Raw genomic sequence first — 25,829 nt, forward strand, 5'->3', positions numbered from 1 at the left:
ATTATTGGTATTTTAACAGAAGATTTTAATATTTAAAACAAAAGATAGAAATCAGATAGATAATATTATTATGTAAACTGTTGTGTTGACAGGAAAATATAACAATCAATAGAACATATAGAAGAGTGTAATTAAATATTTTGAATGATGGGAGATTATTATGGAAATTTTACAATCAATAACACAAGCTGTTATAAGTGGTAATAAGGAAAAAGTGGTGGATTTTATAAAGACGAATCCAAGTGCAGTTAATGAATTTAGTGAAGATGGGTGGACGCTACTTCATTTAGCGGCTTATTTTGGACAAAAAAAGTTAGCGAGTTTTCTTTTAGAAAGTGGTGCAGATATACATATTAGAGCAAAAAACGAAAACGAAAATACACCTTTACAAGCGGCAATAGCGAATAAGCAAATTGAACTTGTTGCTTTCTTAATTGAAAAAGGATCAGATGTAAATGTTATACAAAGTGGTGGTTGGACGGGTCTCCACGAAGCAGCATTATTAGGGAATGAAGAAATTATTGTATTGCTTCTTAAAAATGGAGCTAATAAGATGATTGAGAAAAATGATGGAAAAACAGCCTATGATATTGCATTAGAAAAAGGACATGAGCACCTTTTACATTATTTGCACCAGGAAGTGAACATATGATGAATAAATGGAGTGTAGGTATATTTTTATTTGATGATGTAGAAGTGTTAGACTTTGCAGGGCCATTTGAAGTTTTTTCTGTAACCGAAGCGGATGAAGAAAAACCATTTACTGTTTATACAGTTAGTCAAAATGGAGAAATGATTACAGCAAGAAACGGATTAAAGGTACAGCCGGATTATAGTATTGAAGATTTACCACCAGTTGATATTTTACTTATTCCAGGTGGTAAAGGTGTTCGGGAAAATGAAGTGAAAAATGATATTATAATCAATTGGGTTCGTCAGCAAATGAAAGAAGTAAAGCTAATGACTTCAGTTTGTACTGGAGCGTTATTACTCGCGAAAGCTGGTTTACTGGAAGGGTTAAAAGCAACAACACATTGGGCTAGTATTCAAACTTTCAAAAAAGATTTTCCGAATGTAGAAGTAATGGAGAATGTGAAATTTGTAGATGAAGGGCACATTATTACATCGGCAGGGATTTCAGCAGGTATTAACATGTCATTTCATATTGTGAAAAATTTGTTAGGTGTGGAGGTTGCTGAGGATACGGCAAAAAGTATGGAATATGATATTGATTTACAAAATTAAAAAAGCCCAAATTGGGCTTTTTTCTTATTTTAAGTGTATATAGGTATGATCTATGCTCTAAGCTTAAGCTCTTAAATAGTCATTTTGGTTTTATCAAATGTACGACAATGCATTTCTTTTCTCCTTGTAATCATGTTAAAACAAGGAGAAATTTGTATGTAAAAAAACTCTTCTACAATAGTAGAAAAAGAATAACAGAAACTACTATTTTATGGCAGTATACATAAAAAAATGCAACAAAAATATAGAAATGTCGTCGAATGCTATCTTTAATTGGTTAATTAGTGAGATATTTTTGTGAAGGAGCTTATTTTATAAGAATAGAATTAAAGTTAATAAGAAATCATGTCGATGGTAGTGAAAATATATGTGTTAGGGGGATTTCAAAATGAGGAAACTCAAGCGAATAAATGTTCCTAATATACAAGAACAACTATCACAGTCTAATGAGAATCGAGCAATTAATAAGAAAAAACTAAGGCGATTTATATTCATGTTTATATTTATTGCGGCGGCTACTTTGTACGTTCAATTTATTTTAACGAAACAACAAGAAATAATTGTAGAAAAAAAAGATACAATAACGAACCAAAAAAAACAATTGGTTTCTTTAAAGAAAGATGAGGCTTCTTTAAAGACTAACATAGAAAATTTAACAGACGATGAAGAAGAAATTTTAAATTTTGCGAGAAAAGAATATCAATTTTCTAAATCAAATGAAACTATATTTATGTTGCCGAAGTAGTGTAATAGAACAGTTAGCAATAGCTAGCTGTTTTTTCATGTATGAATGTCATGGTACAAGAAACAATTACATATTGTAAAAATGAAGAGCTCGAGCTGTTTTTGTACTTATGGAATATATACGAAAATAAATGTTGTTAAAATTCTGTCAATTGTATTATAATACAAGGTAAGCGGATACATTTTTTAATCCATGTTGAGTTTATCACTTATACGACTATTAAAAAAACCGTTATCCCGTATTAGAAAGGAAGAGAGCTGTGTACGCTTCAAATACAATTTATGTCGTAGGGGATGCGAAAGCACCTCAAAATAATCCCATTACCGAAAAGTTTAAAAGCTATTTTGTAGCGTTTGTACTTGTTAAGGAGACTGGGGAAATTGTAGATGCAGATTGCTCAGCGACAATTGCATTAACATCTCAATTTGTTAAATATTTATTTCTACATAAAAATATTAATGACCCAGAATTAGTAACGGAAATAAAAGATCGTTATTTCGGTTCGTCTCAAAAAGCACTACTTGTAGCATTAAAAGATGCACAGAAAAAATATAATCAAATCGCTGCTTTGTCTACACATTCCTAGACAAAATCCAGCCGTAAGAATCTTCTTATGGCTGGATTTTTTTATTTCCCACTAACCTTCTACATGAAAAGTAGGCAAAAGAGGAGATTTATTGCTCCAAAATCATTGAGAATTAAGGTTCCATTTTGCCAGACAATGAAAGGATGAACAAAATGAAAATTACTGATGTAAAAGTAAATCGTAGACGTGTAAATCTGCATACACCGTTTAAAACGGCGCTTCGTATTGTAACCGAAATAGAAAGTATAGACGTATATATTCATACAGATGAAGGAATTATTGGCAAGGGTGCTGCAGCTGCAACACCAGTTATTACGGGGGATTTCGCTAGTGGGATTGAAGAAGCAATTTTAGGGCCGATGCGTTCAAGTTTAATTGGTCAAGATATTATTCAGTTTCAGCAGTTACTACAGCACATTCAAATGAGTTGTATTGGAAATCCAAGTGCAAAAGCGGCGGTAGATATCGCTTTATATGATGTGTATTGTCAATATCATAACGTTCCACTTTACGCATTATTAGGTGGAAAAAAAGAAATTCACACAGATATTACTGTAAGTGTAGATGAACCGTTCATTATGGCGAAAGAGGCAAAGCAACATGTAGAAAAAGGATTTCAAACTTTGAAAATTAAAGTGGGGAAATCTGCCCCTTTAGATTTAGAACGTATTGAGGCGATTCGAAATAGCATACCAAAAAATACGACGTTACGATTAGATGCAAATCAAGGGTGGAATCCAAAAGAGGCAGTTTCTATCATTAAAGAGATGGAAAATCGTAATTTAAATATTGAATTTATTGAACAACCTGTTCATGCGAAAGATTGGGATGGTTTAAAGTACGTCAAAGATCATGTACAAACGCCTATTATGGCAGATGAAAGCATATTTTCAGCGGGTGATGCATTGAAAATCGTTCAAGGAGGATATGCAGACTTGCTTAATATTAAATTAATGAAATGCGGTGGTATACGTGAAGCTTGGCGTATTGCCGATATCGCTGAAACAGCTGGTGTAAAATGTATGGTCGGAAGTATGATGGAATCCTCACTTTCTGTTAGTGCTGTAGCCCATTTAGCAGCTGCCCATCCTAATATTCATTACTTCGATCTCGATGCACCGCTTTGGTTAATGGAAGAACCAGAAGGAATGACTTATTCTGGGTCAAAGGTAAACCTTCAATCGACAGTGAATAGTAAATCTTAGGAGAAAAGACTAGTAAACTATCTTTTAAGGGGGATATGTATGAAAAAAGTAGGAACTGCATTTTTAACAACTTTATTTATATTTTCATCGTTTACATCAGCACATGCTGAAGAGAAGAAAGATAGTACGGCGTTTATCGATGTGTCTGCCGCAACACTTTGGACTGCACCTGATTCATTACGGCCAATTGATGTACCAAGCGCTACAAATCCAGTTGATTTGTGGAAGTGGACGAAATCGATGACGCTTGATGAAAAACTTTGGTTAACAAATGCAAATAAATTAGAAACGCAAGCGCTATTAGGTCAAGAAGTAACGGTTGTTGATAAAAAAGGGGACTGGGTGAAAGTGTTAGTCCATGGTCAGCCAACACCACGAAATGAGGAAGGTTACCCAGGGTGGATGCCTGAAAAACAGTTAACATATAATCAAGAATTTGCAGATAAAACAAATGAACCTTTCGTATTAGTAACGAAACCGACAGCAATTTTATATATAAATCCTTCTGAAAAACATAAATCGCTTGAAGTGAGCTATAATACGCGACTGCCGCTACTAAGTGAAGATACAATTTCATATCGCGTGTTGTTACCAAATGGACAGAAAGCTTGGCTACGAAAAAATGATGGAACGGTTTATCGTTCTCAAAATGATATTCCAACTCCGGCAGCCGATGATTTAATAAACACAGGGAAAATGTTTTTAGGATTACCGTATATATGGGCTGGTACAAGTGGCTTCGGATTTGATTGCTCTGGATTTACACATACAATTTATAAATCGCACGGTATTACCATTCCGCGAGATTCTGGACCGCAATCGAGAAATGGAGTTGCAGTTGATAAAGAACATTTACAAAAAGGAGATTTAATTTTCTTCGCACATGATCAAGGGAAAGGTAGTGTTCATCACGTTGCTATGTATATTGGTGACGGAAATATGATTCACTCACCAAGAGCTGAAAGATCGGTAGAGATTATACCACTAAATACACCAGGATATATAGAAGAATACGCTGGTGCTCGTCGTTACTTACCTTAAAAAATAGAGGGAGGTTTTCAAATGAAAAAAGTTGTTCGTTACTCATTAGTTAGTACTCTATTAGTTTCTTCAATTTTAGTTGGCTGCGCAAAAGAAAAAACAGCGACAAAGCCGAAAGATGAGAAAAAAGTATTACAGTTACTAGAAACGGGTGAAATTCCGTCATTAAATTCAGGGAAAGTAACAGATGCAGTATCATTTAACGTTTTAAATAACGTAATGGAAGGATTATTCCGCTTATCGAAAAATGATGAAGTGATTGAAGCTGGAGCACAAAAATATGAAGTGAGCAAAGATGGAAAAACATATACATTCCACTTACGTGATGCGAAATGGTCTAACGGAGATCCAGTAACAGCGCAAGATTACGTATATGCTTGGAAGCAGCTTATTAATCCGGATACTGCTTCTCAATATGCATACATTGCATACGATGTGAAAAATGCGGAGAAAATAAATAAGAAACAGCTAGGGTTAGAGGAATTAGGAGTGAAAGCGAAGGATGATAAAACGTTCGTTGTAGAGTTAGAACATCCTGTACCGTATTTTACAAAATTACTTATTTTACCATCATTCTATCCGATTAACGAAAAATATGCGAAAGAACAAGGTGATAAATACGGATTAGAAGCAAATAAAGCGGTATATAATGGGCCTTTTACACTATCTGATTGGAAGCATGAAGCGAGCTTTACAATGAAGAAAAACGATAAGTATTGGGATAAAAAAGAAGTGAAGTTAGATGAAGTAAACTATCAAATTGTTAAAGAAATTTCAACTGCGGTAAATTTATATGAAACAGATAAAGTTGATAGAGCCGTCATTTCAACTGAATTCGTAGATAAATATAAAAATAATAAAGAGCTTAAACAATATACAGATCCAGTTATGTACTTCTTCCGATTTAATGAAAATGTGCCGATTCTTAAAAATAAAAATGCACGTCTTGCGCTTAGTACAGTGTTTGATAAGAAAGGACTTGCGACTTCATTTTTAAATGATGGATCGGTTGCTGCAAACTATTACGTGCCAAAAGGATTTTTAAAAGGTCCAGATAAGAAAGATTTTAGAAGTACGGCAGGTGAGTTTAATAAAACGGATGTGAAACAGGCGAAAGAATATTGGGAAAAGGCGAAGCAAGAGACTGGTACAAATGAAGTAACGCTTGAGTTATTAAACTACGATTTAGAAAACTTTAAGAAAGTAGGAGAATACATTAAAGAACAGCTAGAGAAAAACTTACCAGGTTTAAAGGTAAATGTAAAATTACAGCCACATACGCAAAAGCTGGCGCTAGAGAAAAAGAAAGAATATGAAATGTCATTATCACGTTGGCTGCCAGATTATCCAGATCCAATGACATATTTAGAAGTATTCCTTTCTGGAAGCAGTGTGAACAATACTGAATATGCAAATCCAGAATATGATGCGTTAATTAAGAAGATTAAAGCAGAATTAGGTAATGATGAAAAAACTCGTTGGAAAGCATTGCAAGATGCTGAAAAGATGTTGCTGGATGATGCGGTAATTGCGCCAGTATTTCAGCGTGGATTATCTTACTTACAAAAGCCGTATGTGAAAGATTTATACGTACATCAATTTGGACCAGCAACAAGTTTAAAGTGGGCAGATGTACAAAAATAAAGGATGAGAAAACAGACTCCACGTGTGGTGGTCTGTTTTTCTTATGTAAAGTTATATAAATTGCTCGCGATATAATCTACTTGATTCGAAATATTGGGGGAATGGATATGCGTCAGGAGTAGCAAAAAAATCCATTTAATATGCAATAGAGCTTATGTGAGTAAAAAGAATAATTGGTAAGATGATAATCGTAAATGAGGATCGATTTCAATACATTGAAGTTAACGTAAAGGGAATAAGTTGATAACAAAATAGATGTGGTGTAAAATTACACTAAATAAAACAAAAGTTACTTATGGAGGGTAAGGAATTGAATAAAGAGCTCACAATCGAACTCATATCAACAAAAGTAAAGTTAATTCGTACGGAGAAAGGATACACACAGGATAAAATGGCTGAAGTTCTTGGTATTTCAAAAAAAACACTCGTTCAAATTGAGAAGGGACGAACAAATGCAGGGTGGACCAATACCGTAGCAATTTGTGCATTGTTTAGGGATAGCGAGGTTTTACAGTCTAGTCTAGGAGATGATCCATTAGTAGTCATTGCAACTTTAGCACATAAAAATATGAACAATACCAAACAGAAAACACTAGGAGGAAAAGTCTGGTGGAAACAGATTCAAGAAAAAGGGAACTTTCGTTTACAACAAAATCTAATTAGTCAGCATTATCGTATTTTAGATAAACAAGATTATCGTTTGTTTAACTCGTTTGATTTAGAAGAAGCACTCGGTCATCTTGAAAAATTAGTAGCAGATTCAGAAAATCAATAGACTACAATGACCAAAAAATAGGAGGAACTTACATATGCTCATCTTAAGTCTTCTTTGGATACTATACACACCTTATCTCGTATTATGCGGATTTGCGGGTGGGATTTATTTAATAATAACAGGGGTCAAATATCATAAATTACTCGTGAGTATTATGGGATTACTCAGTGTTTCCTTTGTCGTACTGCCTTATATTTTTTGGGGGCTGGGCGTTGAGGGTAGTCAATATCTTGACGTCCCAGCCGAGTTATATTGGATCCTATTTTCTTTAACTGGGCTACTATCAGGACTTATAGGTTTACAGTCAAAAATTAAAGGCATACGCAATATGGGATTTATTATTTTTACTAGTGGAATAATTGGAGTCTTTTTCTATTATTTAATGTCCGTACCTGATTCTATGTATATCAGATAGTTTTTTCCAAATTCGGCTTATCTACTACATATGATACTGAATTTGAAAGAATAGTAATAAAAAGGAGATGCTATAGCGTCTCTTTCCAACCACTTGGACACTTGTCTAAGTGGTTTATTTTTTATCTTATTTTGAATTTAATATAACACCTGATGGATTATGGACATTTCATATATTTTTTCATGTCTTAAAAATAAAATTATTAGTAAATTTGCAGTGTGAAATTTATGTAGAATCTTGTATAATTAACGTGTTTCTATGGAAACATTTTCTTGTGCTATTATGTAGGGCTTAATAGAACAAGGAAAGAAATGCATACATGTATATGATAGATAAATAGAATGGAACATGTATAGAGAAAAAGGAGAGAAATGATGACGTGTCAAAGACAAGGGTTACAATTTAATCGTGAGAGAAAGAGGAAGAGACGATGAAAATGAAGCATGCTTTTGGTCCGATAATTTTAGCGTGTGTGCTTTTTTTCATTATCATACTCATCCCATCGAAAAGTTTAGTATCACTTATTAGTGATAAGAAGGTAGAAGATGCGGCAACTTCCTTGCAAAAAGAAAAATTACAAAGTGTATTCTTGCAACAGAAAATGTTAGAGAATTCGCAGTATTTACCGATGTACGGTTCATCTGAATTTTTACGAATGGATGCATATCATCCATCTAATTACTTCAAAGTGAATCCTGCAGGTTTTACGCCATATTTAATCGGAATTGGCGGTACACAAAGTTTAGCTCATATATTAAATATGACGTCTACTATGGATAAGTTAGAAGGTAAAAAAGTAGTCTTTGTTTTATCGCCACAATGGTTTACAAAGACTGGGGTTTCCCAAGGGGATTTTACGAACAATTTCTCCAAACAACAAGCATATCATTTTATTTTTAATGATAAAATAAATGTAGAAATGAAGAAGCAAATTGCGAAACGACTATTAGATTATAAAGTTGTTCAAGAAGATGATATGTTAAAAAATTCCTTAGAAGGTATTGTATATAATGATACGAAACATAACGTAAAAGCGGGCTTAGTTAAACCACTTGCTTATATGCATCGAAATATTTTAGATCATAGAGATTTATTTAACTCCATATTTAAGATTGAGCCGATGAAAGAAAAAACAAATGTGGGACTACGTTCAATTTCTTGGGTAGATGCACGTAAACATGCGGAAGAAGAAGGGAAAGCGGAATCTACTACAAACACATTCGGAATTGAAAATCCGTATTACTATAAACATAATTTAAAGAAAAAATTAAAAGGTTTAAAAAACTTTAGAGCAAATGAATCGTATGAAGAATCACCAGAATATGATGACTTACAAATTGTTTTAAATATTTTTAAAGAGAAAAGTGTCAAGCCGCTCTTTATTTCTGTACCTGTAAACGGACCGTGGTATGATTATGCTGGCTTCCCTAAAGAACGCCGCGAAGTGTATTATAAAAAAGTTCGGGAACAAGTTGAGAAAGCAGGGTATCCAGTAGTCGATTTCTCTGGCCATGAATATGATAAGTATTTCTTAAAAGATACAATTCATTTAGGGTGGAAAGGCTGGATTTACTTTGATGAAGCAGTGCAAAACTTTTATACTGAGAAATAAGTGTGGAGAAAAAGGAACGGCTATAAGCTGTTCTTTTTTAGTATAGAGTATTTTGATGTGGGCAATTCGGAAAGGCGTGTATATCTTGAATTTGTCTAAAATCATAATGTTTCATTGCGAACTGCGCTTGATAAAGGTATTCATATACATACAATTGACCATCATGTGCTGAACATAATACACCAGAGGTTCCTTGCCCATTAATGAAGGAAATACCGATAGGGCGTCCGATTAAGTATTGTATTTTTTGTTGCCAATGCATAGGGGAATCACTCCTTTTTGAGATAATATACGAAATGAATGAGTGAATTGTAGCTTATCCACATAATTATGGAGGCTTTTTATCCTTTTCGGCAAGAAGACTCCATCTGATTTGTGTTACGGGTGAAACCCAACAATTCAGGTGGAGATGAATTGCCGTCAGCAGGTAGGCTGAACTCTCTTGTTTCGCTCATAGTAATTTTCTCAGTGCGAATGTTTTTTTCGTTTTACGATATAATCTGCTTAGATAAGGAGGGAGTGGATTGTAAGACAACGAAATTAGATAATGATTCTCATTCAGCTACTTGTTCCATTTCTTTCTAAATATTAATTTGTCAAAAATAATTTTAATACTCCCTCTAAGAAAGGTTGTGAAAACAATGGCTAGAAAGAAAGCAGTGAAAGTATTACGGAAACAAAAGAAAAGAGAAAACATGCAACGATTCACGCAGAAACAGAATATCGGACGAGCTAGTCTGACTGCAAAAGAATTTCGTTTACTTCAGCGCATGTCGCATAGTTCAAAAGCGTTGCGAAATGTTGGCTTATACACGATGAAACAAAGTTACTTGAATCATAACAGGATGGCTACTGTAAAAGAAGTGGACACTGCCATGCAAAATGATATGAACTACCCAGGAGTTCAATCAAACTCTGTTCAAGCGATTCGTAGATCCTTATTTACAGAAGTGAAGAGCTTTTTTAAGGCAATGGAACAGTGGAAGAAAAATCCCGAGAAGTTCACAGGTCGTCCTAAGTTTCCAAATTATTCTCGTTCCACTGACAAACGAATCATTGAAATCTATCAAGTGCCAAAAGTGGATGAGAACGGGTATTGGATCATTCCAATGAATGTTGCATTCAGAAAAAAATTCGGTTCTATTCAAATACGTATGCCAAAAAATTTAAGAAATAAAAACATCTCCTACATTGAGATTGTACCGAAGCAAAAAGGTCGGTTCTTTGAGGTGCATTATACATATGAAATGCACGTTTCTCAAATGAAGAAACCATCCACGACTACGAGTAACGCTTTGAGTTGCGATTTAGGTGTAGACAGATTAGTAAGTTGCGTAACCCATACAGGTGATGCCTTCTTAATTGATGGAAAAAAACTAAAATCCATAAATCAATACTTCAACAAAATGATATGTAATCTAGGGCAGAAAAATATGGACAATGGAATTTCAAAACGTATTGTAACGAATAAAATGGCCGCACTTTGGCATAAACGAGAACGACAAATAAACGGTTACATTGCACAAACGGTAGGTCTATTGTTCAAAAAAGTGAAAGAATTCAATTTAGATACGATTGTTGTAGGGTATAACGCTGGTTGGAAACAAAAATCTCATATGGGGAAAAAGAATAATCAAAAGTTTGTGCAAATCCCATTTCAAAAATTGATTGCAGCGATTGAGAATAAATGTGTAAAAGAAGGCATCCGATTTTTTAAACAAGAAGAAAGCTATACTTCAAAAGCTAGTTTTCTTGATAAAGATCCGGTTCCGGTTTGGTCTAAGGATGATAAGACACAGTATCGCTTTAGTGGCAAACGAATTACGCGTGGTCTGTATCAAAGTAAAGCAGGAACATGTATCCATGCTGATATGAATGGTGCGCTGAATACATTGAAAAAGTCAGGAGTTGTACAATTGGATGACAATCTGAAAATGAAAACGCCGATTCTATTAGAAGTGCAAAAACGTAAGGCTGTTGCTTCGCGCATAGCTTAGTGGGTGCGTCAACCATCCATGTGTACGCGACTTATCGGGGCTTGTAGCACACGCCGGATTCATCTGAGTGGTGGCTTCTTCCACACGGGAGAATTGCTCTTTTTTGAAAGGGTGGTGCAAGTGGGAAAACAATCGTTCGTTGCCAGTACCAACCAAAAACATACTTGGGGTGTTACCATAAGGTGGCATGAATGCTAGAGCGTCAAACTGTCTAGCGATAGACGAAAAGACCTAGAGTTCGAACTCAAGCCCCACTGAAAGGCTTTATCTCAGTGAGGGTAGTTGACAATGACTATCAATTTGGTACTAAAAAAGTGAGGCTAAACCATTATTTTTCCTCACTCATTCAGCATGACTTAAAGCATAAAGAAGAAATAAAGCAATTTCTAATATATAATCAAGCCTATAATAAAAACCGCTAACATTTGTAATAAAATGTATAGCGGTTTTTATTTATATTTTTACGCAAGATTTTTACGCTTTTTTGTCCATTTTTTTATAACGAAGTATAAAAGAATAAGTATGACGCCACCAATTGCGAATGATTTCACATATGGTCCAGCAACATCGTTAATATTTTCCCAATTCTCACCTAGTTTTTCACCTAAATAAATGAAAATGATAGACCAAGGGATGATTGCAAGTGCTGTTAATGTAGTGAAACGTAGGAATGACATTTTTGTAATACCAGCAGGAATTGAAATCGCATGGCGCACTACTGGAATGAAGCGTGCTGTAAAAATGACGCCAGTTCCGTAACGATTAAACCAATCTTCTGCAGCATCTATATGTTTTTTATGAATGAAAATATATTTTCCGTATCGTTCTAATATAGGTCGTCCACCGTATCGTCCAATCCAATAAATAAAGATTTGGGCAATAACACCGCCAATTGTACCAAATACAATTGCGCCTAAAAATGAGATACTACCATTGAATACTAAGTATCCCGCATAAGCAAGGACAATCTCACTTGGGATAATCTCAATCATAAGTCCAAGCATAATGCCCCAATAACCTAATCCTTCAAAAAACGTTAATACTGAATGAATAAAACTACTTACCATTGTTGCACCTTCTAGTTTATGTATTTTTGAATATATGCCCCTTTATTTAACTACATAAAAGGTTCACTATATGTAGATTATACCTTATTTGTATAGGGGATTGCTATTTCAATTCTTTTATGTCCTTTATAAGTATTATAGTAAAGCATATAAGTTCAATTTTCATGAAGAGATAATGAAAAGTTTATTAAAAATTTCTCATATATTAATGAAAGTAAACTGAAAATTAAGTATGATTTTACGAGTCTTTAATTTATAAAAATAGGAGGAGAACGTATGTATATTACAGAGCCGATATATGGACCAATCTCTATTCGTGATAGAGATATCCCTCGATTGATAGATACAAAAGAGTTTCAAAGATTGGCGAATATTAAACAACAAGGACATACTTATTTTTTACATGAGAACGCCATACATACGAGGGAAGAACATTCGATAGGTGTATATGTGCTAGTAAATAAAGTGATAGAACATCTTACTGAGATTGGTGACATACATTTATCTAAATATGAACGAAAGCTAGTATCTACTATAGCCCTTCTACACGATGTTGGACGAGGATATTATAGAAAATCACCTTTTATTCGAGAGATAGTAAGGTTACCTACAAAAAAATGTGCGTATTCAATTTGAGTTGATTTAGAAATTCCCTTATCACCTAGACAGGTACTTCACTTTCGAATAACGAATTATAATGGTAATAAAATTTTTATAGAAAATTAACGTGATGAAGGTGAAAATATGAAAAAAACATTATTAGAAAAGGCCTCATATCTACATAAAGCAGAATTAGAACAATTACATAAAGCTATATTAGTTTCCGAGAAAGCGCATGAAGGACAATTTCGCGTTTCTGGTGAGCCGTATATTACTCATCCATTTGCAGTTACAGAAATTTTGTTAGATTGTAAGGCAGATATAATAACTTTAGTTGCAGCATTATTACATGATGTGGTGGAGGATACAGATTATACAATCGAGTATATACGTGATATATTCGGTAAAAAAGTGGCTGATATTGTAGAAGGGTTAACTAAAATTGATAAAAAACAAACCCCTAATAAAGAAGAGTATGAAGCAGTGAATTTAAAGAAATTATTGTTAGCTACGCAAGGAGATATAAGAGTAGCTATTATAAAAGTGATAGATCGTCTACATAACATGAGAACTTTACAGGTGAAAGCTGTAAAGAAACAAGTTCCTTATGCAAATGAAACACTCAAAATTTTCGCTCCGATTTGTAAAAGACTAGGGCTATTACATATTCAACACGAGTTAGAAGATTTAGGTTTTTATTACCTTAACCATTCTAAATATAAGGGAATGAAAATTCTTTTACAAAATTATGTTAAGTTATTAGAAGGTTTGTCTCAAAATATCATGCAAGATATAAATAATTTTCTAAATCCATCTTTAATATTTGAAGTTAACTATGAAGTAAGCCCTATTTATACAGCCTATTCTCGTCTCCAAGATATTCAAGACATTACAGCGGTGTCAAAAATAATTATCACGGCCTCAAATAATTTAGACTGTTATAAAATATTAGGAGTTATACATCAACTATACCAACCAATTCCATATCAATTTGAAGATAATATAGCAATTGAAAGTGATGTGTTAAACAAATACTTAAAGACCAAAGTGGTAATCGATAACCATGAAATAGTGATATGGATTGAAACAAAAATAAATCAGGAGAGACGATATAAAGGGGTATTTCATATTCTTACAAAAAGTATAACTGATAAGGATATGCAAAATATAATTCATAAATTGATGGATCATTTTATTAAGACAAATGATCTAGTAACTCAAGATGCGATTGAATTTTATGATTTAGTTTCATATGAACTATTTCAAGATAACATTGTAGCATTTACTCCTAAGTTAGATTCCGTGAACTTACCGCAAGGTTCAACTGTAATTGATTTTGCTTTCGCATTAAACCCTGAGATTGCTAAATATATGTCAGGTGCTAAAGTTAATGGTATAAATAAACCGATAACAACGAATGTTTCACATTTAGATATCGTTGAACTTTTGGTAACTGAAAACATTAGTAATGTGAGACAGGATTGGTTAAGTTTTGCTAATAGCTCAAAAGCTCAAATCGAAATTTATAAAGAGTTACGAAGATGAAGGCGTTAAATCTATCGCGAAAAGTTGTTCGAAATATAATAGGCGATTATGGTTTTTATAATTAATACCTAGAGAAATAAGCATCAACCTGTTCTAAGTATGTAACAGGTTGATGCTTGTTTTCGTTATAAAAAAATAGAAGCATTTCTGCTCCTATTTTTTACGGCTTCACATCTAAGTTCTGTAAAAATAAAGTTGCTGTTACGTAACGTTTCGCTAACATTTGTACATAAGCGGTATGTACAGAAAGTGTGGCGATAATAATGGCGTTACGGATTGCTTCGCGTTGCTCGTTATTAACCTGATCGAACTTGCTTGCAATTTTATCAGCTCTTTCTTTTACGATGTTTTCAATTGTATGGATTGTATCTGTTGCATTTAATTGTAAGCAATTCCCTTGATTGAGTTCTTCAAATAGAGAAGAGTATGCTCCATATAAATGAACAGGATTGATTAAGTCATCACTTCGATCGGCTGGATCATTTACGATAAGGCGTAATAGCTTACGAATGGATTCAAAATCAAGTGCTGTTTTTAAATCTTCAACAATGAATAGTAAGGCTGCTTGTTCAATTGAATATTTTTTTCCTTTTTGAGGAGAGCCAATCATTTCTTTTATATCTCGTTTCACCCAGTTTTGCATAGCAGTTACAGAGAAACTTGTGTTTTCAATCTGATTGCCAAGCGCGACTATTTCATTTAAAGAGAAACCGACGTCTGTATCGTCAATTTTTATCAGTTTTTCAAAAATAGGTGAAAGTGCGGTAGTAATAAAAGCAGTTACGCTTTGTCCGCTTTCAATATCTTTTTTATGTGACTTTGCCCAAGCTTCTTGTAAAATACCGAGAGGCTTTTTCGTATTCCATCCTCTTAATGATAGAAGAAGGGTAGCCATTTCGTTTCGTGTGAGATGAAATGTTTCCATCTTTTCACCTCCATAAATAATAAAAAGTTCTTATGAACCTATAATATGTTTTGTTTCATTTAAAGTCAATTCTGTTTTGCTTAATTTTTCCTTTGTCACCAAACTGTCGGAAGTAAATAACACTTGCATATTTCGACAAAAGTTCATATAATAAGTTCATAAGAACCTTTAAAATGTTTTTAAAAATAAATCTATCATTCTGAATTTACTAGAAAGGTAGATTTCACATATATCTATATAAAAGGAGAATGGATATAATATGTTGAAAAAACTTGTAGCAGTCATGACAGCATTCATGGTTATCTTTGGAGCTAGTAGCTTCATGTTTGTAGATCACGCAGCAGCGAAGAGTTACAAATCTGGTAAAAAGTCATTTACACCAAGTTCAGGTCAAAAATCAAAAGTTGATTTAAACAAAAAAGACTCAAATGTAAATTCTCAAAAAACGACTCCAGATTCAAAAACAAAAGCAACAAATACAGCACCAAAAAGTAATAAAGGAAGCTTTATGAAAGGTTTATTACTAGGTGGTCTTGGTGGTTTACTAATGGGTAGCTTATTTGCAAATATGGGAGCTCTTGGTTCTGTATTAGCGTTTATGGTAAATATGTTAGTAATGGCTGGTATCGTAATGTTAGCAATTCGTGCATTTAAATACTTCAAAGATCAACGTAAGAAAAAGGAAGATGAAGTAGCATGGAAACGATAAAAATTTCTGAACAAGAACTGATCAATGCCCTTTGCGTATATATCGCTGAAAAAAGACAAGTTGGTCCAGAAGAAGTTTTAGTTGAACTTATGTACGACGATGACTATGGTTTCTCTGCTGAAGTAGAGGTAAATGGTCGCCAGCAAATTTTAATTCAAGCGAACTTAATCGAAGCACTACGCTTATTACTTGACAGAGAATATAACGTCAATTCATTTGCGGCAAGATTACAACTTGAATTGGATGATGAAGAGGGCATTTACGCGTTAGCGAAATTTAATAACTCAGATGAGTAGCGAAAAGAGCTGTTGAGAGTATTCTCAACAGCTCTTTTTAGTATGTGCAAATGCAAGGGAATAATCACGCCAAATTTCATTCATTTTCCGTCTACCGACATCAACACCCTGGTTAAATTGAATGGCAGCTTGTTGACGTACGGCATGTACATGTTGGATTGCTTGTTGCAATTGTTGTTCCACCGAAGGGGATTTTTTATTTGCTTGTTTTACGATTGAATATCCAGCAACAGTTCCTTGTGCCATAGCAATCTTCCCGCTTTCAATGCCAGTTATATTACCGGCTACAAATAAACCAGGGAGAGGGGTTTCCATTGTTTCAGAATGGAGAGGAACGTGCCCGCCTAATTCCGGAATGTAATGGAAAGGACAGCCAGCTACAGCAGCTAGCTCAGCAAGAGGGTATAAGCCACCTGCAATACAAACGAAATCTGCCTCATATATTTGTTCCGATCCAGTGATGATGTTTCCTTTTGTATCAATATTAGCGATGCGTACACCTTCAACTTGATCTGTACCGATAATTTCAAGAGCTGCTTTTCGAAGGTGAAGAGGTGTGCCATTTATTTTCATACCGTTATTTGGATAGAAATTTAATCCAGCTTTTTTAGCCCAGTTATATTTCATGAAGCGACTACCTACACGTAATAAAGGTGACGGGGCAAGGTGTGCAGCATGTAAGAGAGAATTTAAAACTTCTTCTGGTTCACCAGCCTGTTGACTTAATTCACTTTTTTCAGGAAGTACGATATGTTCCACTTTAATTCCTGCCAATTGTAATTCATTCAAAATGGCAAATGACAATATGTTAGCACCAATAATGATTCCTTTTTTCCCAACTTGAACACGATATACATTCGTCATAACTTGAGCTGCTCCAATTGACATCACCCCAGGAAGTGTCCAACCAGGAAGAGGGATAGAGTACTCCGCAGCGCCAGTAGCAAGTAAAACGAAAGGTGCTTCTAACGTACCGATATTCGTATGGATGAACCAAGAACTTTCATCTTTATCTAAATTATAGACGGAAATGCCACATCGAATATCAACTGAAAGAGATTCTGCTTCTTCGTGAAGGCGTTTTGATTCTTTTATCCCATTCCACCATTCTCTAGTAGGTTCTTGATGTAATTGTCCGAGCAATCTCCCGCCAGGCTTCATAAATTCATCAATAACAAGTACTTTTAGTCCAAAGCGTGCACAAGAGATAGAGGCTGATAAACCCGCGGGTCCAGCACCGATAATAATGACATCGTTCATCGCTTTTTCACCATCTCTCTCACGATATTTGGATGTTGTTTACCACTAATAACAACCATATCGTTTTCTACAACAGTTAAGCATGCTCGTACGTTTGCTTGATTGTTTACTGTGACGCGGCATTCAGAACAATGTCCAATATTACAGTAAATACCTCGTGGTGTCCCGCTATCTTCATGCACTCTTAATGTTCTTATTCCGTTCGCAAGTAAAGCAGCTGCAATCGTTTCATGTTCATATGCTTCATATTGTTGACCGTTAAATTGAAAAGTGATGCGATTACTATTATGTAAACTCCCTAAAATAGGGTGATGTGTAATTCTACTCATTTACTTTCACCTACCGATCCAAAAGTAACTGCTCGTACTGGTGGTTGGTATTTCAATGGAATATCATTTGTAGTTACGCCTGGATTTGCATTTTCAATCATTCGATCTATCATCATTCTACATGTGCGGCCACCGCAAAAACCCATGCCAGCACGTGTTCTTAGTTTTAATTCTCTTGCCGAGCATTTATAATCAGCAATTGTCGATTGAAGTTGACCGTATGTAACTTCTTCACATCGACAAACAATTAAGTGATCTTTATTCGTCATATGTATTCCTCCTCTAGTTCGATTTGCACAAATTATTTAATGCAAAAACTATGCCAATATAGAGGAGGGAAGGTTTATTGTAACCCAAGCTTTTTTAAACGATTATATAAGGTGGCTCTCGTAACACCAAGCTGTTTTGCGCATTCTAATTTATTCCCATTTAAAATGCGTAAAGCCCTCTCAATGACTTTTTTCTCATGTTCCTCCATCTCTTCTTGCAAAGAGAGGATTGTATGATTGTTGCTGAGTAATAAGGAATGAGCCGCATGATTATCTAAAGTTTCGGTTGTATGAAATGGTAAATATTCTTGCTTTATAATACCGTCAGTCGCAAATACGACAAGTCTTTCAATAACGTTACGGAGCTCGCGAATATTACCTGGCCAATTGTAATGAAGCAGTTCATGCATAATGCTTGAAGGTAAGTCGCGAATGGGTCTGTTATAGTTGATTGAAAAATCGTTTAGGAAAGAATAGGTTAATTCAATAATATCTTCGCGTCTTTCGCGCAGCGGTGGAATATGCAAACTAACTACATTTAGGCGATAGTATAAATCTTCTCGGAACGTGCCTTTTCTCATTTCTTCTTGTAAATCACGATTGGTAGCAGCGATAATACGGAAGTCAATATGAATCTCTTTTTCTCCACCAACTCGGTAATATTTTCGTTCTTGTAGTACGCGCAAAAGCTTCACTTGCATATCTAGCGGCATTTCTCCTATTTCATCAAGAAATAATGTGCCGCCTTGGGCGAGCTCTATTTTACCTTTCTTACCTTTACTATTTGCACCAGAAAACGCCCCGCGCTCATACCCGAATAATTCGCTTTCAAATAACGCCTCTGGAATGGCACCACAGTTAATCGAAATAAAAGGGGCCTTCGCTGCCTCACTAGCTTCATGAATTGCTTTCGCAAATACTTCTTTTCCAACACCACTTTCACCGAGTATTAAAACGGTTGATTTCACCGAACAAACTTTTCTAGCTAATTGTATTGTTCTTTGTATAACGGGGCTCTTTCCATTCATCGCAAGAAAAGGATCTGATTCATCTTTATACTTTGCTACTTCTTGTTCTAAACGGTGCATTTCATGTGACATATTGAATAGTTTTTCATTTAATGCGACTTGATTTGTAACGTCAGTTTCTGAAACGACTGCTCCTATAATTTCACCGTTACAATAAACTGGATTTGAGTTAATTAATACGAACAAATCTGGACGAGGTTGATGGAACTGAGCGATTATACTTTTTCCGTCATGTAATGATTGCAAAATTTCCAAATCTTTATAGTCAAAAAAACGAGTGATAGGTTGCCCAATAATTTCATTATGCTTGACTGAAAAGATCTTTTCGGCGCCATCTGTCCAGGTGCAAACGCGTTCTTTATCATCGATGACTGTAACGGAAGAATCCGTTGTTTGTATTACGGTGTTATAAAAAGAATGGAGTTCATTGTATGACTTAACAAGAAACGGAATGATTTGCTGAGTCGTGATACAGCATAAAGGCTCTTTATTTTCGTTCATTATGATAACGACTATTTCATTAGAAAACGCGTCAATTAATGCGGTGAATGAGTCATCTTCATATATTACTGCACAGTTATATTCTTCTGCAGTAGAAGAGCGGTAATAATACTTTTCGTTAACTTGCAGGATGTGTTGCAAGCTGCATGTATGATCAATGGATAAAATTTTTAGAAATTCTTTTATTGTGGGAAATGAGAATGCCATATTGTCCTCCTGTTATGTATAAAAATTTTGACAGTGATAAAAAAATAATACACCTATTTACGATAAATTTAAAATATTTTTACAAATAAAAAATTTTTTTGTAAAAAGTGTATATATGTACAGTTGGCACGTCAATTGCATAAAAGAAAGTGAGGGAGTAAAAAGGAGGGAGGATGCTACGTGAGGCACTGTGACGTTTTAATAATAGGGGGTGGTATTATTGGCTGTTCTATCGCTTATTACACTTCAAAATACGGAAGAGACGTAACAATTATTGAAAAAGGAGAATTTGTCAGTGGGACGTCTTCACGATGTGACGGAAATATTTTGGCTATTGATAAAGACCCAGGGTTTGATAGTCAAATGTCGTTAGTAAGTCAAAAATTAGTAACTGATTTAAGTGAAGAGTTAGAGCACTCATTTGAATATAGGGCGCCAGGAAGTATTCTCGTATGTGAGTCAGACGAAGAAATGGAAGCAGCGCAGCAATGGGTGAATCGCCAAAAAGAAGCTGGTTTACCGTTTCGAATGCTTGATAGGCAAGATATAAGAGCGGAATCGCCATTTTTTGCAGATGATTTATTAGGTGGGTTAGAATGCGCAACAGATTCGACTGTAAATCCATATCTTCTTGCTTTTTCACTTCTTGCAGAATCGAAGAAATTTGGTACGAAAGCTTTTAATCATACGGAAGTAAAAGAAATGAAAAGAGATATAGACGGTTCATTTATTGTAGAAACGACAAATGGGACGTTTACTGCGAAGCAAGTGGTGAACGCAGCGGGTGTGTGGGCTCCGAAAATCGGACAAATGTTGGATGTAAATATCCCAATTGAACCGAGAAAAGGGCATATTATTGTAGCTTCAAGGCAACAACACGTTGGTTGCCGTAAAGTAATGGAATTTGGTTATTTAATTTCTAAATTTGGCGGACAACGAAAAGTGGATGCTTTAACTGAAAAATATGGGGTAGCCCTTGTATTTGAGCCGACAGAAAGCCAAAATTTTTTAATTGGTAGTAGTAGAGAGTTTGTAGGTTTTCATACGAAGATAAACAACGAGGTTATCAAATGCATTGCGAATAGAGCGATACGTTTTTATCCAAAAATGGCGGATATGATGGTGATTCGTTCCTATGCTGGATTACGCCCGTGGACAGAAGATCATTTGCCGATCATTTCACGTGTGGAACATATCCCGAACTACTTTATAGCGGCAGGGCATGAAGGGGATGGCATTAGTCTTGCTGCAGTTACAGGAAAAGTGATTGAAGAGTTATTAAACGAAAAAGAAACAATCATTCCTATTGAACCACTTCGTTTGAGTCGTTTTACAGAAAGGGTGTTAAACGGATGAGGTCACAAAGAGTATTTACAACGATTGATACACATACGGGAGGGAATCCAACGAGAACAGTGATTAGCGGCCTGCCTAAGTTAATAGGAGAGACGATGGCAGAGAAGATGTTACATATGAAAAAGGAGTATGACTGGATTCGCAAATTGTTAATGAATGAACCGCGTGGTCATGATGTAATGTCAGGAGCACTATTAACAGATCCATGTCATCCTGAAGCAGATATTGGTGTTATATACATAGAGACAGGCGGATATTTACCGATGTGTGGCCACGATACAATTGGAGTATGTACAGCTTTAATTGAATCAGGTTTAATTCCGGTAGTTGAACCGATTACTTCGCTAAAGTTAGATACGCCCGCCGGCTTAGTTGAAGTAAATATTTCTGTTCAAGATGGAAAAGCGAAAGAAGTCTCCTTTTGTAACATTCCAGCTTTTTTACTGAAAAATATTACAGTAGACGTCGAAGACATTGGAACTGTAGAGGCTGATATTGCGTATGGAGGGAATTTTTATGCCATTATCGATGCGAAATCAGTAGGGTTAGAGTTAGTACCAGAAAACGCATCTACAATCATAGATAAGGCAATTCATATAAGAAATATCATTAATGAGAAATTTGAAATCATTCATCCAGAGCATTCGTTTATTAGAGGATTAACCCATGTTGAATTTTATACAGATCCTACTCATGAAAGCGCTCATGTAAAAAATACAGTTGTCGTTCCGCCTGGAGGAATTGATCGTTCTCCATGTGGTACAGGAACATCAGCGAAGTTAGCGGTATTATATGCGAATCAAAAAATTGAGATTGATGAAGAGTTTGTTCATGAGAGTATCGTTGGTTCTTTATTTAAAGGGTGTGTCATAAATACGACAAATGTTGAAAATATTGAAGCGGTCGTAACGAAAATTACAGGTTCAGCTTGGCTTATGGGGATGCATAGATTTTTTTACAATGAAAAGGATCCACTGAAAGAAGGCTTTTTGCTAATTCCGCCGATGGAACATGAAACGGAGGATGTAAAATGAACATTCAAAAAATGTATACAGCAGTAGACGTACACGTAAATGGCGAGGCATTCCGTGTAATAAAAGATGTACCATGCAAGTACTACTACAATTTAGAACAATTAAACGAACAATTTTCAGGTGAATTAGCAGAAGAAATGCAGCTTTTATTAAATGAACCACGTGGTTTTATCGGTTTAAATGGATGTATCGTCGTTCCTTCTATTCATACGGAAGTTGATGCAGCTGTATTGTTTTTTAATCATGAAGGGTCAATACCTCTTCATTACGGAGGTATTGTCGCAGTCATAACGATGTTACTAGAAAGTGGGTATTTAAAAAAGAGAGAGACGAATCAATACAAAATCGAAACGTTATCTGGCATATTTTCAGTCCATGCGTATGTAGAGAATGATGAAGTTGTATCTGTTTCGTTTGAAAGTAAATTATGTTATATGATTGAGAAAAATTTACAAGTTGAAAATATAAGTTACTCTCTCATACAGGCAGATAAAGTATACGCAGTTGTAGAAAAAGATGCGTATTCACCAGAAATTCATATTGAAAACATTTCTGAATTGAAAAAATGGGGAGAAAGTACACTAAAAGCTATACAAAAACAGTCGTTAATAAAAAGGCTTATTTTAGTAGATTCTTCGCAAAAAGAAAAGAACAATATAAAGTCGATTACCTTTCATGAAGATAACTTTATCGTACGATCGCCAGGTTTTGTTTCTACTATTGTGTCTTATGTTCACGCGTTATTTAAAAATGATTATATAGCGGATAAACCTTTTATAAATGAAAGTATGTGTAATAGTTTTATAACAGTTGAAAAAGTGAAAAAGGAAGAACTGGGTTACATTTTCCGTTTTGAAAGTAGAGGTTTTATTACAGGGATGCAGACGTTTCTATTAGACTCTACAGATCCGTTTCCGACAGGATTTTTATTAAAATAAAATGGTAAAGGGAGAGACAAATATGAAAAAAATTAAAGGGGCATTTCCAGTATTAATCACACCGATGGATGAGTTTCAAGAAATTAATTGGAACGGTGTAAAACAAAATGTAAACTACTTTATTGAGCAAAAAGTGGCTGGCATTATTATAAACGGAAGCACAGGAGAGTTTGTGAGTTTGTCAAAAGAAGAACGATTTAAAATGGTAGAAACAGTATTAAAAGAAGTTGATGGTCGTATTCCAGTTATTGTTGGAACTGCTGCGGAGACGACGAAAGAGACGATTGAATATACGAAACATGCAGAAGCGCATGGAGCGGATTGTGCATTAATTATAAATTCGTATTATTGTAAACCGAAAGAAGAGGAAATATATTTTCATTTTAAAGAAATCTCAAACGCTGTAAATATTCCAATTATGTTATACAATAACCCGTTTACATCTGGTGTTGATATGAGTACAGAACTCATGCTACGTATTGGAAAAGAGTGTGAAAATGTTACACATATTAAAGAATCTAGCGGAGATATTCGAAAAGCAAGAGATTTAGTAAGACAAGGCGAAGGTGCTTTTCAAGTATTCTGTGGATCTGAAGATTTAGTTATGGAATCTTATTTAGTTGGTGCGACGGGCTGGGTTTCAGTAGCAGGTAATATCGTACCGGGACTTGTTACGAAAATGTATGAGCATTTCCAAAATGGTGAATTAGAAAAAGCTTGGGAAATAAACGATGCGATTTTACCTCTTTGTGAGTTTCTTGAAGGGTCCGGAAAATATGTACAAATCGTTAAACGCTCAATGGAATTACACGGGCAAGCTGGAGGGCCTTCTCGCTATCCGAGACTCGGATTAACTGAAGAAGAGGATCAAAAGCTTCAAATGATTATTTCAAAAATTGCAGCTCATGCAGCTGTTTAAATAAGGAGGAGAGCATATATGTTAACGAAAAACATTGAACTAAAACCAAAAGTGAAAGCGTTTTTAAATGAAGAAATTAAAATGTTTATTAATGGTGAATTTGTTCCTTCAATTAGTGGAAAGACATTTGAGACATACAATCCAGCAACTGAAGATGTTTTAGCTGTCGTATGCGAAGCACAAGAAGAAGATATTGATGTCGCAGTAAAAGCGGCAAGATCTGCATTTGAATCAGGACCTTGGGCAGAAATGACTACTGCTGAAAGAGCACATCTTATTTATAAATTAGCAGACTTAATTGAAGAGCATGGAGAAGAATTGGCGCAGTTAGAAGCTTTAGATAACGGGAAACCATATCAAGTAGCACTGGATGATGATATTGCAGCGACTGTAGAAAATTACCGCTATTATGCGGGATGGGCTACGAAAATTATCGGACAAACAATTCCGATTTCAAAAGATTATTTAAATTATACACGCCATGAACCTGTTGGCGTTGTAGGACAAATTATTCCTTGGAATTTTCCGCTCGTTATGTCTTCTTGGAAAATGGGAGCTGCACTAGCGACAGGTTGTACGATCGTATTAAAACCAGCAGAACAAACGCCTTTATCGTTATTATATACAGCGAAACTTTTTAAAGAAGCAGGTTTTCCAAAAGGTGTTGTAAACTTTGTGCCAGGTTTCGGCCCTGAAGCGGGAGCTGCAATTGTAAACCATCATGATATTGATAAAGTAGCCTTCACAGGTTCAACAGTTACAGGAAAATATATTATGCGTCAATCTGCAGAAACAATTAAACATGTAACGTTAGAGCTTGGTGGTAAATCACCAAATATCATTTTAGAAGACGCTGATTTAGAAGAAGCGATTAACGGCGCATTCCAAGGTATTATGTATAATCACGGCCAAAATTGTAGTGCTGGATCTCGCGTGTTCGTTCACCGAAAACATTACGAAACAGTTGTAAATGAACTAGTAAAAATGGCGAATAACGTGAAACTTGGAGCAGGTATGGAGAAGGAAACGGAAATGGGTCCACTCGTATCTAAAAAGCAACAAGAGCGTGTACTACATTACATTGAACAAGGAAAAGCTGAAGGCGCGACTGTTGCTGCTGGTGGTGAACGTGCATTTGAAAAAGGTTATTTTGTACAGCCAACAGTATTCACAGATGTTACGGACGATATGACGATAGTTAAGGAAGAACTCTTCGGTCCTGTTGTCGTTATCCTTCCATTTGATTCAACGGAAGAAGTCATCGAAAGAGCAAATCGTTCGTCATATGGGCTTGCAGCGGGCGTATGGACACAAAATATTAAAACAGGACATCAAGTTGCCAATAAGTTAAAGGCAGGAACAGTATGGATTAATGATTATAACTTAGAAAATGCAGCGGCACCATTTGGTGGGTTTAAACAATCTGGTATCGGCCGTGAGTTAGGTTCATATGCGCTTGATAACTATACAGAAGTGAAGAGTGTTTGGGTAAATATAAAGTAATAGAGAAGTTAACTGTTAATAAATAGAGGAATGAAATAATGAGATAGGCGGACAACTGGAAGATTTAATAATAGTTGT

Annotated in this window: 26 protein-coding genes and 1 pseudogene; 20 read left to right on the forward strand and 7 right to left on the reverse strand. The window is 35.1% G+C overall.

Features of this window, described 5'->3' with window-relative positions; all coding sequences use genetic code 11:
* Positions 1 to 160 precede the first annotated feature (160 nt).
* The 10 genes from MR079_RS01610 to dltD all read left to right on the forward strand — a co-directional run bounded on the left by MR079_RS01610 (position 161) and on the right by dltD (position 9,268).
* Positions 161 to 652 carry an ankyrin repeat domain-containing protein gene (locus MR079_RS01610; protein WP_242293346.1) on the forward strand — a complete coding sequence of 164 codons (492 nt, stop codon included), beginning with the start codon at positions 161 to 163 and terminating at the stop codon, positions 650 to 652.
* A complete protein-coding gene (locus MR079_RS01615; RefSeq protein ID WP_139865860.1) occupies positions 649 to 1,245 on the forward strand; it encodes a DJ-1/PfpI family protein in 597 nt (198 codons plus the stop codon). The genes MR079_RS01610 and MR079_RS01615 overlap by 4 nt, the downstream gene beginning before the upstream one ends.
* Positions 1,246 to 1,633: 388 nt before the next feature.
* Positions 1,634 to 1,990, forward strand: a complete 357-nt coding sequence (locus MR079_RS01620) for an FtsB family cell division protein (RefSeq protein ID WP_139865859.1) — start codon at positions 1,634 to 1,636, stop codon at positions 1,988 to 1,990.
* A 259-nt stretch (positions 1,991 to 2,249) separates the two neighbouring features.
* On the forward strand, positions 2,250 to 2,576 hold the full coding sequence (locus MR079_RS01625; protein ID WP_242293347.1) for a DUF3870 domain-containing protein: 327 nt from the start codon (positions 2,250 to 2,252) through the stop codon (positions 2,574 to 2,576).
* Between the two features lie 143 nt (positions 2,577 to 2,719).
* Entirely contained in the window at positions 2,720 to 3,781 is a 1,062-nt protein-coding gene (locus tag MR079_RS01630; protein WP_242293402.1) for a dipeptide epimerase, read from the forward strand.
* A 39-nt stretch (positions 3,782 to 3,820) separates the two neighbouring features.
* Positions 3,821 to 4,822 (forward strand): C40 family peptidase, encoded by a 1,002-nt coding sequence (locus MR079_RS01635; RefSeq protein ID WP_139865856.1) that lies wholly within the window; start codon positions 3,821 to 3,823, stop codon positions 4,820 to 4,822.
* Positions 4,823 to 4,843: 21 nt separating this feature from the next.
* The gene (locus MR079_RS01640; RefSeq protein ID WP_242293348.1) at positions 4,844 to 6,466 is read left to right on the forward strand and encodes a peptide ABC transporter substrate-binding protein; all 1,623 of its coding nucleotides are present in this window, start codon (positions 4,844 to 4,846) and stop codon (positions 6,464 to 6,466) included.
* Positions 6,467 to 6,776: 310 nt separating this feature from the next.
* Entirely contained in the window at positions 6,777 to 7,241 is a 465-nt protein-coding gene (locus tag MR079_RS01645) for a helix-turn-helix transcriptional regulator (RefSeq protein WP_242293349.1), read from the forward strand.
* A gap of 34 nt (positions 7,242 to 7,275) precedes the next feature.
* Positions 7,276 to 7,656 (forward strand): ammonia permease, encoded by a 381-nt coding sequence (locus MR079_RS01650; RefSeq protein WP_139865853.1) that lies wholly within the window; start codon positions 7,276 to 7,278, stop codon positions 7,654 to 7,656.
* A 430-nt stretch (positions 7,657 to 8,086) separates the two neighbouring features.
* Positions 8,087 to 9,268, forward strand: a complete 1,182-nt coding sequence (gene dltD / locus MR079_RS01655; RefSeq protein WP_242293350.1) for a D-alanyl-lipoteichoic acid biosynthesis protein DltD — start codon at positions 8,087 to 8,089, stop codon at positions 9,266 to 9,268.
* 37 nt (positions 9,269 to 9,305) lie between these two features.
* Here dltD and MR079_RS01660 read toward each other — a convergent pair whose 3' ends face one another.
* On the reverse strand, positions 9,306 to 9,530 hold the full coding sequence (locus MR079_RS01660) for a hypothetical protein (protein WP_000558704.1): 225 nt from the start codon (positions 9,528 to 9,530) through the stop codon (positions 9,306 to 9,308).
* A 379-nt stretch (positions 9,531 to 9,909) separates the two neighbouring features.
* On the opposite strand from MR079_RS01660, the gene MR079_RS01665 reads away from it, so the two are divergent.
* Positions 9,910 to 11,265 carry an RNA-guided endonuclease TnpB family protein gene (locus tag MR079_RS01665; protein WP_139865849.1) on the forward strand — a complete coding sequence of 452 codons (1,356 nt, stop codon included), beginning with the start codon at positions 9,910 to 9,912 and terminating at the stop codon, positions 11,263 to 11,265.
* Between the two features lie 461 nt (positions 11,266 to 11,726).
* On the opposite strand, the gene uptA is transcribed toward MR079_RS01665, so the two are convergent.
* Complete coding sequence (gene uptA / locus MR079_RS01670) at positions 11,727 to 12,332, reverse strand: undecaprenyl phosphate transporter UptA (protein ID WP_139865848.1); 606 nt, start codon at positions 12,330 to 12,332, stop codon at positions 11,727 to 11,729.
* Between the two features lie 276 nt (positions 12,333 to 12,608).
* Between uptA and MR079_RS01675 the strand changes: the two are divergent.
* Together MR079_RS01675 and MR079_RS01680 are read left to right on the forward strand one after the other, a co-directional pair.
* Positions 12,609 to 12,902 (forward strand): annotated as a pseudogene (locus MR079_RS01675) (HD domain-containing protein); the annotation flags it as partial.
* A 174-nt stretch (positions 12,903 to 13,076) separates the two neighbouring features.
* On the forward strand, positions 13,077 to 14,477 hold the full coding sequence (locus tag MR079_RS01680) for an HD domain-containing protein (RefSeq protein WP_242293351.1): 1,401 nt from the start codon (positions 13,077 to 13,079) through the stop codon (positions 14,475 to 14,477).
* A 160-nt stretch (positions 14,478 to 14,637) separates the two neighbouring features.
* On the opposite strand, the gene MR079_RS01685 is transcribed toward MR079_RS01680, so the two are convergent.
* A complete protein-coding gene (locus MR079_RS01685) occupies positions 14,638 to 15,402 on the reverse strand; it encodes a DUF1836 domain-containing protein (RefSeq protein ID WP_000447224.1) in 765 nt (254 codons plus the stop codon).
* A 259-nt stretch (positions 15,403 to 15,661) separates the two neighbouring features.
* Here MR079_RS01685 and MR079_RS01690 point away from each other — a divergent pair, with 259 nt between their 5' ends.
* Both MR079_RS01690 and MR079_RS01695 read left to right on the forward strand, forming a co-directional pair.
* Complete coding sequence (locus MR079_RS01690; RefSeq protein WP_000914477.1) at positions 15,662 to 16,111, forward strand: hypothetical protein; 450 nt, start codon at positions 15,662 to 15,664, stop codon at positions 16,109 to 16,111.
* The gene (locus MR079_RS01695) at positions 16,099 to 16,407 is read left to right on the forward strand and encodes a YxcD family protein (protein WP_000447759.1); all 309 of its coding nucleotides are present in this window, start codon (positions 16,099 to 16,101) and stop codon (positions 16,405 to 16,407) included. Before MR079_RS01690 ends, MR079_RS01695 begins: the two co-directional genes overlap by 13 nt.
* 24 nt (positions 16,408 to 16,431) lie before the next feature.
* On the opposite strand, the gene MR079_RS01700 is transcribed toward MR079_RS01695, so the two are convergent.
* The 4 genes from MR079_RS01700 to MR079_RS01715 all read right to left on the reverse strand — a co-directional run bounded on the left by MR079_RS01700 (position 16,432) and on the right by MR079_RS01715 (position 20,001).
* On the reverse strand, positions 16,432 to 17,667 hold the full coding sequence (locus MR079_RS01700; RefSeq protein ID WP_242293352.1) for an NAD(P)/FAD-dependent oxidoreductase: 1,236 nt from the start codon (positions 17,665 to 17,667) through the stop codon (positions 16,432 to 16,434).
* Entirely contained in the window at positions 17,664 to 17,996 is a 333-nt protein-coding gene (locus tag MR079_RS01705) for a (2Fe-2S)-binding protein (RefSeq protein ID WP_242293353.1), read from the reverse strand. Before MR079_RS01705 ends, MR079_RS01700 begins: the two co-directional genes overlap by 4 nt.
* A complete protein-coding gene (locus MR079_RS01710; protein ID WP_016717714.1) occupies positions 17,993 to 18,265 on the reverse strand; it encodes a (2Fe-2S)-binding protein in 273 nt (90 codons plus the stop codon). Before MR079_RS01710 ends, MR079_RS01705 begins: the two co-directional genes overlap by 4 nt.
* 74 nt (positions 18,266 to 18,339) lie before the next feature.
* Positions 18,340 to 20,001, reverse strand: a complete 1,662-nt coding sequence (locus tag MR079_RS01715) for a sigma-54 interaction domain-containing protein (protein WP_242293354.1) — start codon at positions 19,999 to 20,001, stop codon at positions 18,340 to 18,342.
* Positions 20,002 to 20,181: 180 nt separating this feature from the next.
* Between MR079_RS01715 and MR079_RS01720 the strand changes: the two genes are divergently transcribed.
* From MR079_RS01720 to MR079_RS01740, 5 genes are read left to right on the forward strand one after another with little or no spacing between them, the layout of a single operon-like run.
* Entirely contained in the window at positions 20,182 to 21,357 is a 1,176-nt protein-coding gene (locus tag MR079_RS01720; protein ID WP_139865845.1) for an NAD(P)/FAD-dependent oxidoreductase, read from the forward strand.
* Positions 21,354 to 22,391: a proline racemase family protein gene (locus MR079_RS01725; protein WP_139865844.1), complete on the forward strand. Its 1,038-nt coding sequence runs from the start codon at positions 21,354 to 21,356 to the stop codon at positions 22,389 to 22,391. The genes MR079_RS01720 and MR079_RS01725 overlap by 4 nt, the downstream gene beginning before the upstream one ends.
* Positions 22,388 to 23,329 carry a proline racemase family protein gene (locus tag MR079_RS01730; RefSeq protein WP_242293355.1) on the forward strand — a complete coding sequence of 314 codons (942 nt, stop codon included), beginning with the start codon at positions 22,388 to 22,390 and terminating at the stop codon, positions 23,327 to 23,329. The genes MR079_RS01725 and MR079_RS01730 overlap by 4 nt, the downstream gene beginning before the upstream one ends.
* A gap of 1 nt (position 23,330) precedes the next feature.
* Positions 23,331 to 24,248, forward strand: a complete 918-nt coding sequence (gene dapA / locus MR079_RS01735; protein WP_242293356.1) for a 4-hydroxy-tetrahydrodipicolinate synthase — start codon at positions 23,331 to 23,333, stop codon at positions 24,246 to 24,248.
* Between the two features lie 18 nt (positions 24,249 to 24,266).
* A complete protein-coding gene (locus tag MR079_RS01740) occupies positions 24,267 to 25,751 on the forward strand; it encodes an aldehyde dehydrogenase family protein (RefSeq protein ID WP_242293357.1) in 1,485 nt (494 codons plus the stop codon).
* Positions 25,752 to 25,829: the final 78 nt, after the last annotated feature.

Origin of the sequence: Bacillus cereus group sp. BfR-BA-01381 (assembly GCF_022663555.1) — a bacterium.
GTDB lineage: Bacteria > Bacillota > Bacilli > Bacillales > Bacillaceae_G > Bacillus_A > Bacillus_A pacificus.

What these genes read in the sequence shown, in the direction of transcription:
- MR079_RS01610 (WP_242293346.1), top strand. Translation starts at nt 161, where the DNA reads ATGGAAATTTTACAATCAATAACACAAGCTGTTATAAGTGGTAATAAG.
- MR079_RS01615 (WP_139865860.1), top strand. Translation starts at nt 649, where the DNA reads ATGATGAATAAATGGAGTGTAGGTATATTTTTATTTGATGATGTAGAA.
- MR079_RS01620 (WP_139865859.1), top strand. Translation starts at nt 1,634, where the DNA reads ATGAGGAAACTCAAGCGAATAAATGTTCCTAATATACAAGAACAACTA.
- MR079_RS01630 (WP_242293402.1), top strand. Translation starts at nt 2,720, where the DNA reads ATGAACAAAATGAAAATTACTGATGTAAAAGTAAATCGTAGACGTGTA.
- MR079_RS01635 (WP_139865856.1), top strand. Translation starts at nt 3,821, where the DNA reads ATGAAAAAAGTAGGAACTGCATTTTTAACAACTTTATTTATATTTTCA.
- MR079_RS01640 (WP_242293348.1), top strand. Translation starts at nt 4,844, where the DNA reads ATGAAAAAAGTTGTTCGTTACTCATTAGTTAGTACTCTATTAGTTTCT.
- MR079_RS01650 (WP_139865853.1), top strand. Translation starts at nt 7,276, where the DNA reads ATGCTCATCTTAAGTCTTCTTTGGATACTATACACACCTTATCTCGTA.
- dltD (WP_242293350.1), top strand. Translation starts at nt 8,087, where the DNA reads ATGAAAATGAAGCATGCTTTTGGTCCGATAATTTTAGCGTGTGTGCTT.
- MR079_RS01660 (WP_000558704.1), bottom strand. Translation starts at nt 9,530, where the DNA reads ATGCATTGGCAACAAAAAATACAATACTTAATCGGACGCCCTATCGGT.
- MR079_RS01665 (WP_139865849.1), top strand. Translation starts at nt 9,910, where the DNA reads ATGGCTAGAAAGAAAGCAGTGAAAGTATTACGGAAACAAAAGAAAAGA.
- uptA (WP_139865848.1), bottom strand. Translation starts at nt 12,332, where the DNA reads ATGGTAAGTAGTTTTATTCATTCAGTATTAACGTTTTTTGAAGGATTA.
- MR079_RS01680 (WP_242293351.1), top strand. Translation starts at nt 13,077, where the DNA reads ATGAAAAAAACATTATTAGAAAAGGCCTCATATCTACATAAAGCAGAA.
- MR079_RS01685 (WP_000447224.1), bottom strand. Translation starts at nt 15,402, where the DNA reads ATGGAAACATTTCATCTCACACGAAACGAAATGGCTACCCTTCTTCTA.
- MR079_RS01690 (WP_000914477.1), top strand. Translation starts at nt 15,662, where the DNA reads ATGTTGAAAAAACTTGTAGCAGTCATGACAGCATTCATGGTTATCTTT.
- MR079_RS01695 (WP_000447759.1), top strand. Translation starts at nt 16,099, where the DNA reads ATGGAAACGATAAAAATTTCTGAACAAGAACTGATCAATGCCCTTTGC.
- MR079_RS01700 (WP_242293352.1), bottom strand. Translation starts at nt 17,667, where the DNA reads ATGAACGATGTCATTATTATCGGTGCTGGACCCGCGGGTTTATCAGCC.
- MR079_RS01705 (WP_242293353.1), bottom strand. Translation starts at nt 17,996, where the DNA reads ATGAGTAGAATTACACATCACCCTATTTTAGGGAGTTTACATAATAGT.
- MR079_RS01710 (WP_016717714.1), bottom strand. Translation starts at nt 18,265, where the DNA reads ATGACGAATAAAGATCACTTAATTGTTTGTCGATGTGAAGAAGTTACA.
- MR079_RS01715 (WP_242293354.1), bottom strand. Translation starts at nt 20,001, where the DNA reads ATGGCATTCTCATTTCCCACAATAAAAGAATTTCTAAAAATTTTATCC.
- MR079_RS01725 (WP_139865844.1), top strand. Translation starts at nt 21,354, where the DNA reads ATGAGGTCACAAAGAGTATTTACAACGATTGATACACATACGGGAGGG.
- MR079_RS01730 (WP_242293355.1), top strand. Translation starts at nt 22,388, where the DNA reads ATGAACATTCAAAAAATGTATACAGCAGTAGACGTACACGTAAATGGC.
- dapA (WP_242293356.1), top strand. Translation starts at nt 23,331, where the DNA reads ATGGTAAAGGGAGAGACAAATATGAAAAAAATTAAAGGGGCATTTCCA.
- MR079_RS01740 (WP_242293357.1), top strand. Translation starts at nt 24,267, where the DNA reads ATGTTAACGAAAAACATTGAACTAAAACCAAAAGTGAAAGCGTTTTTA.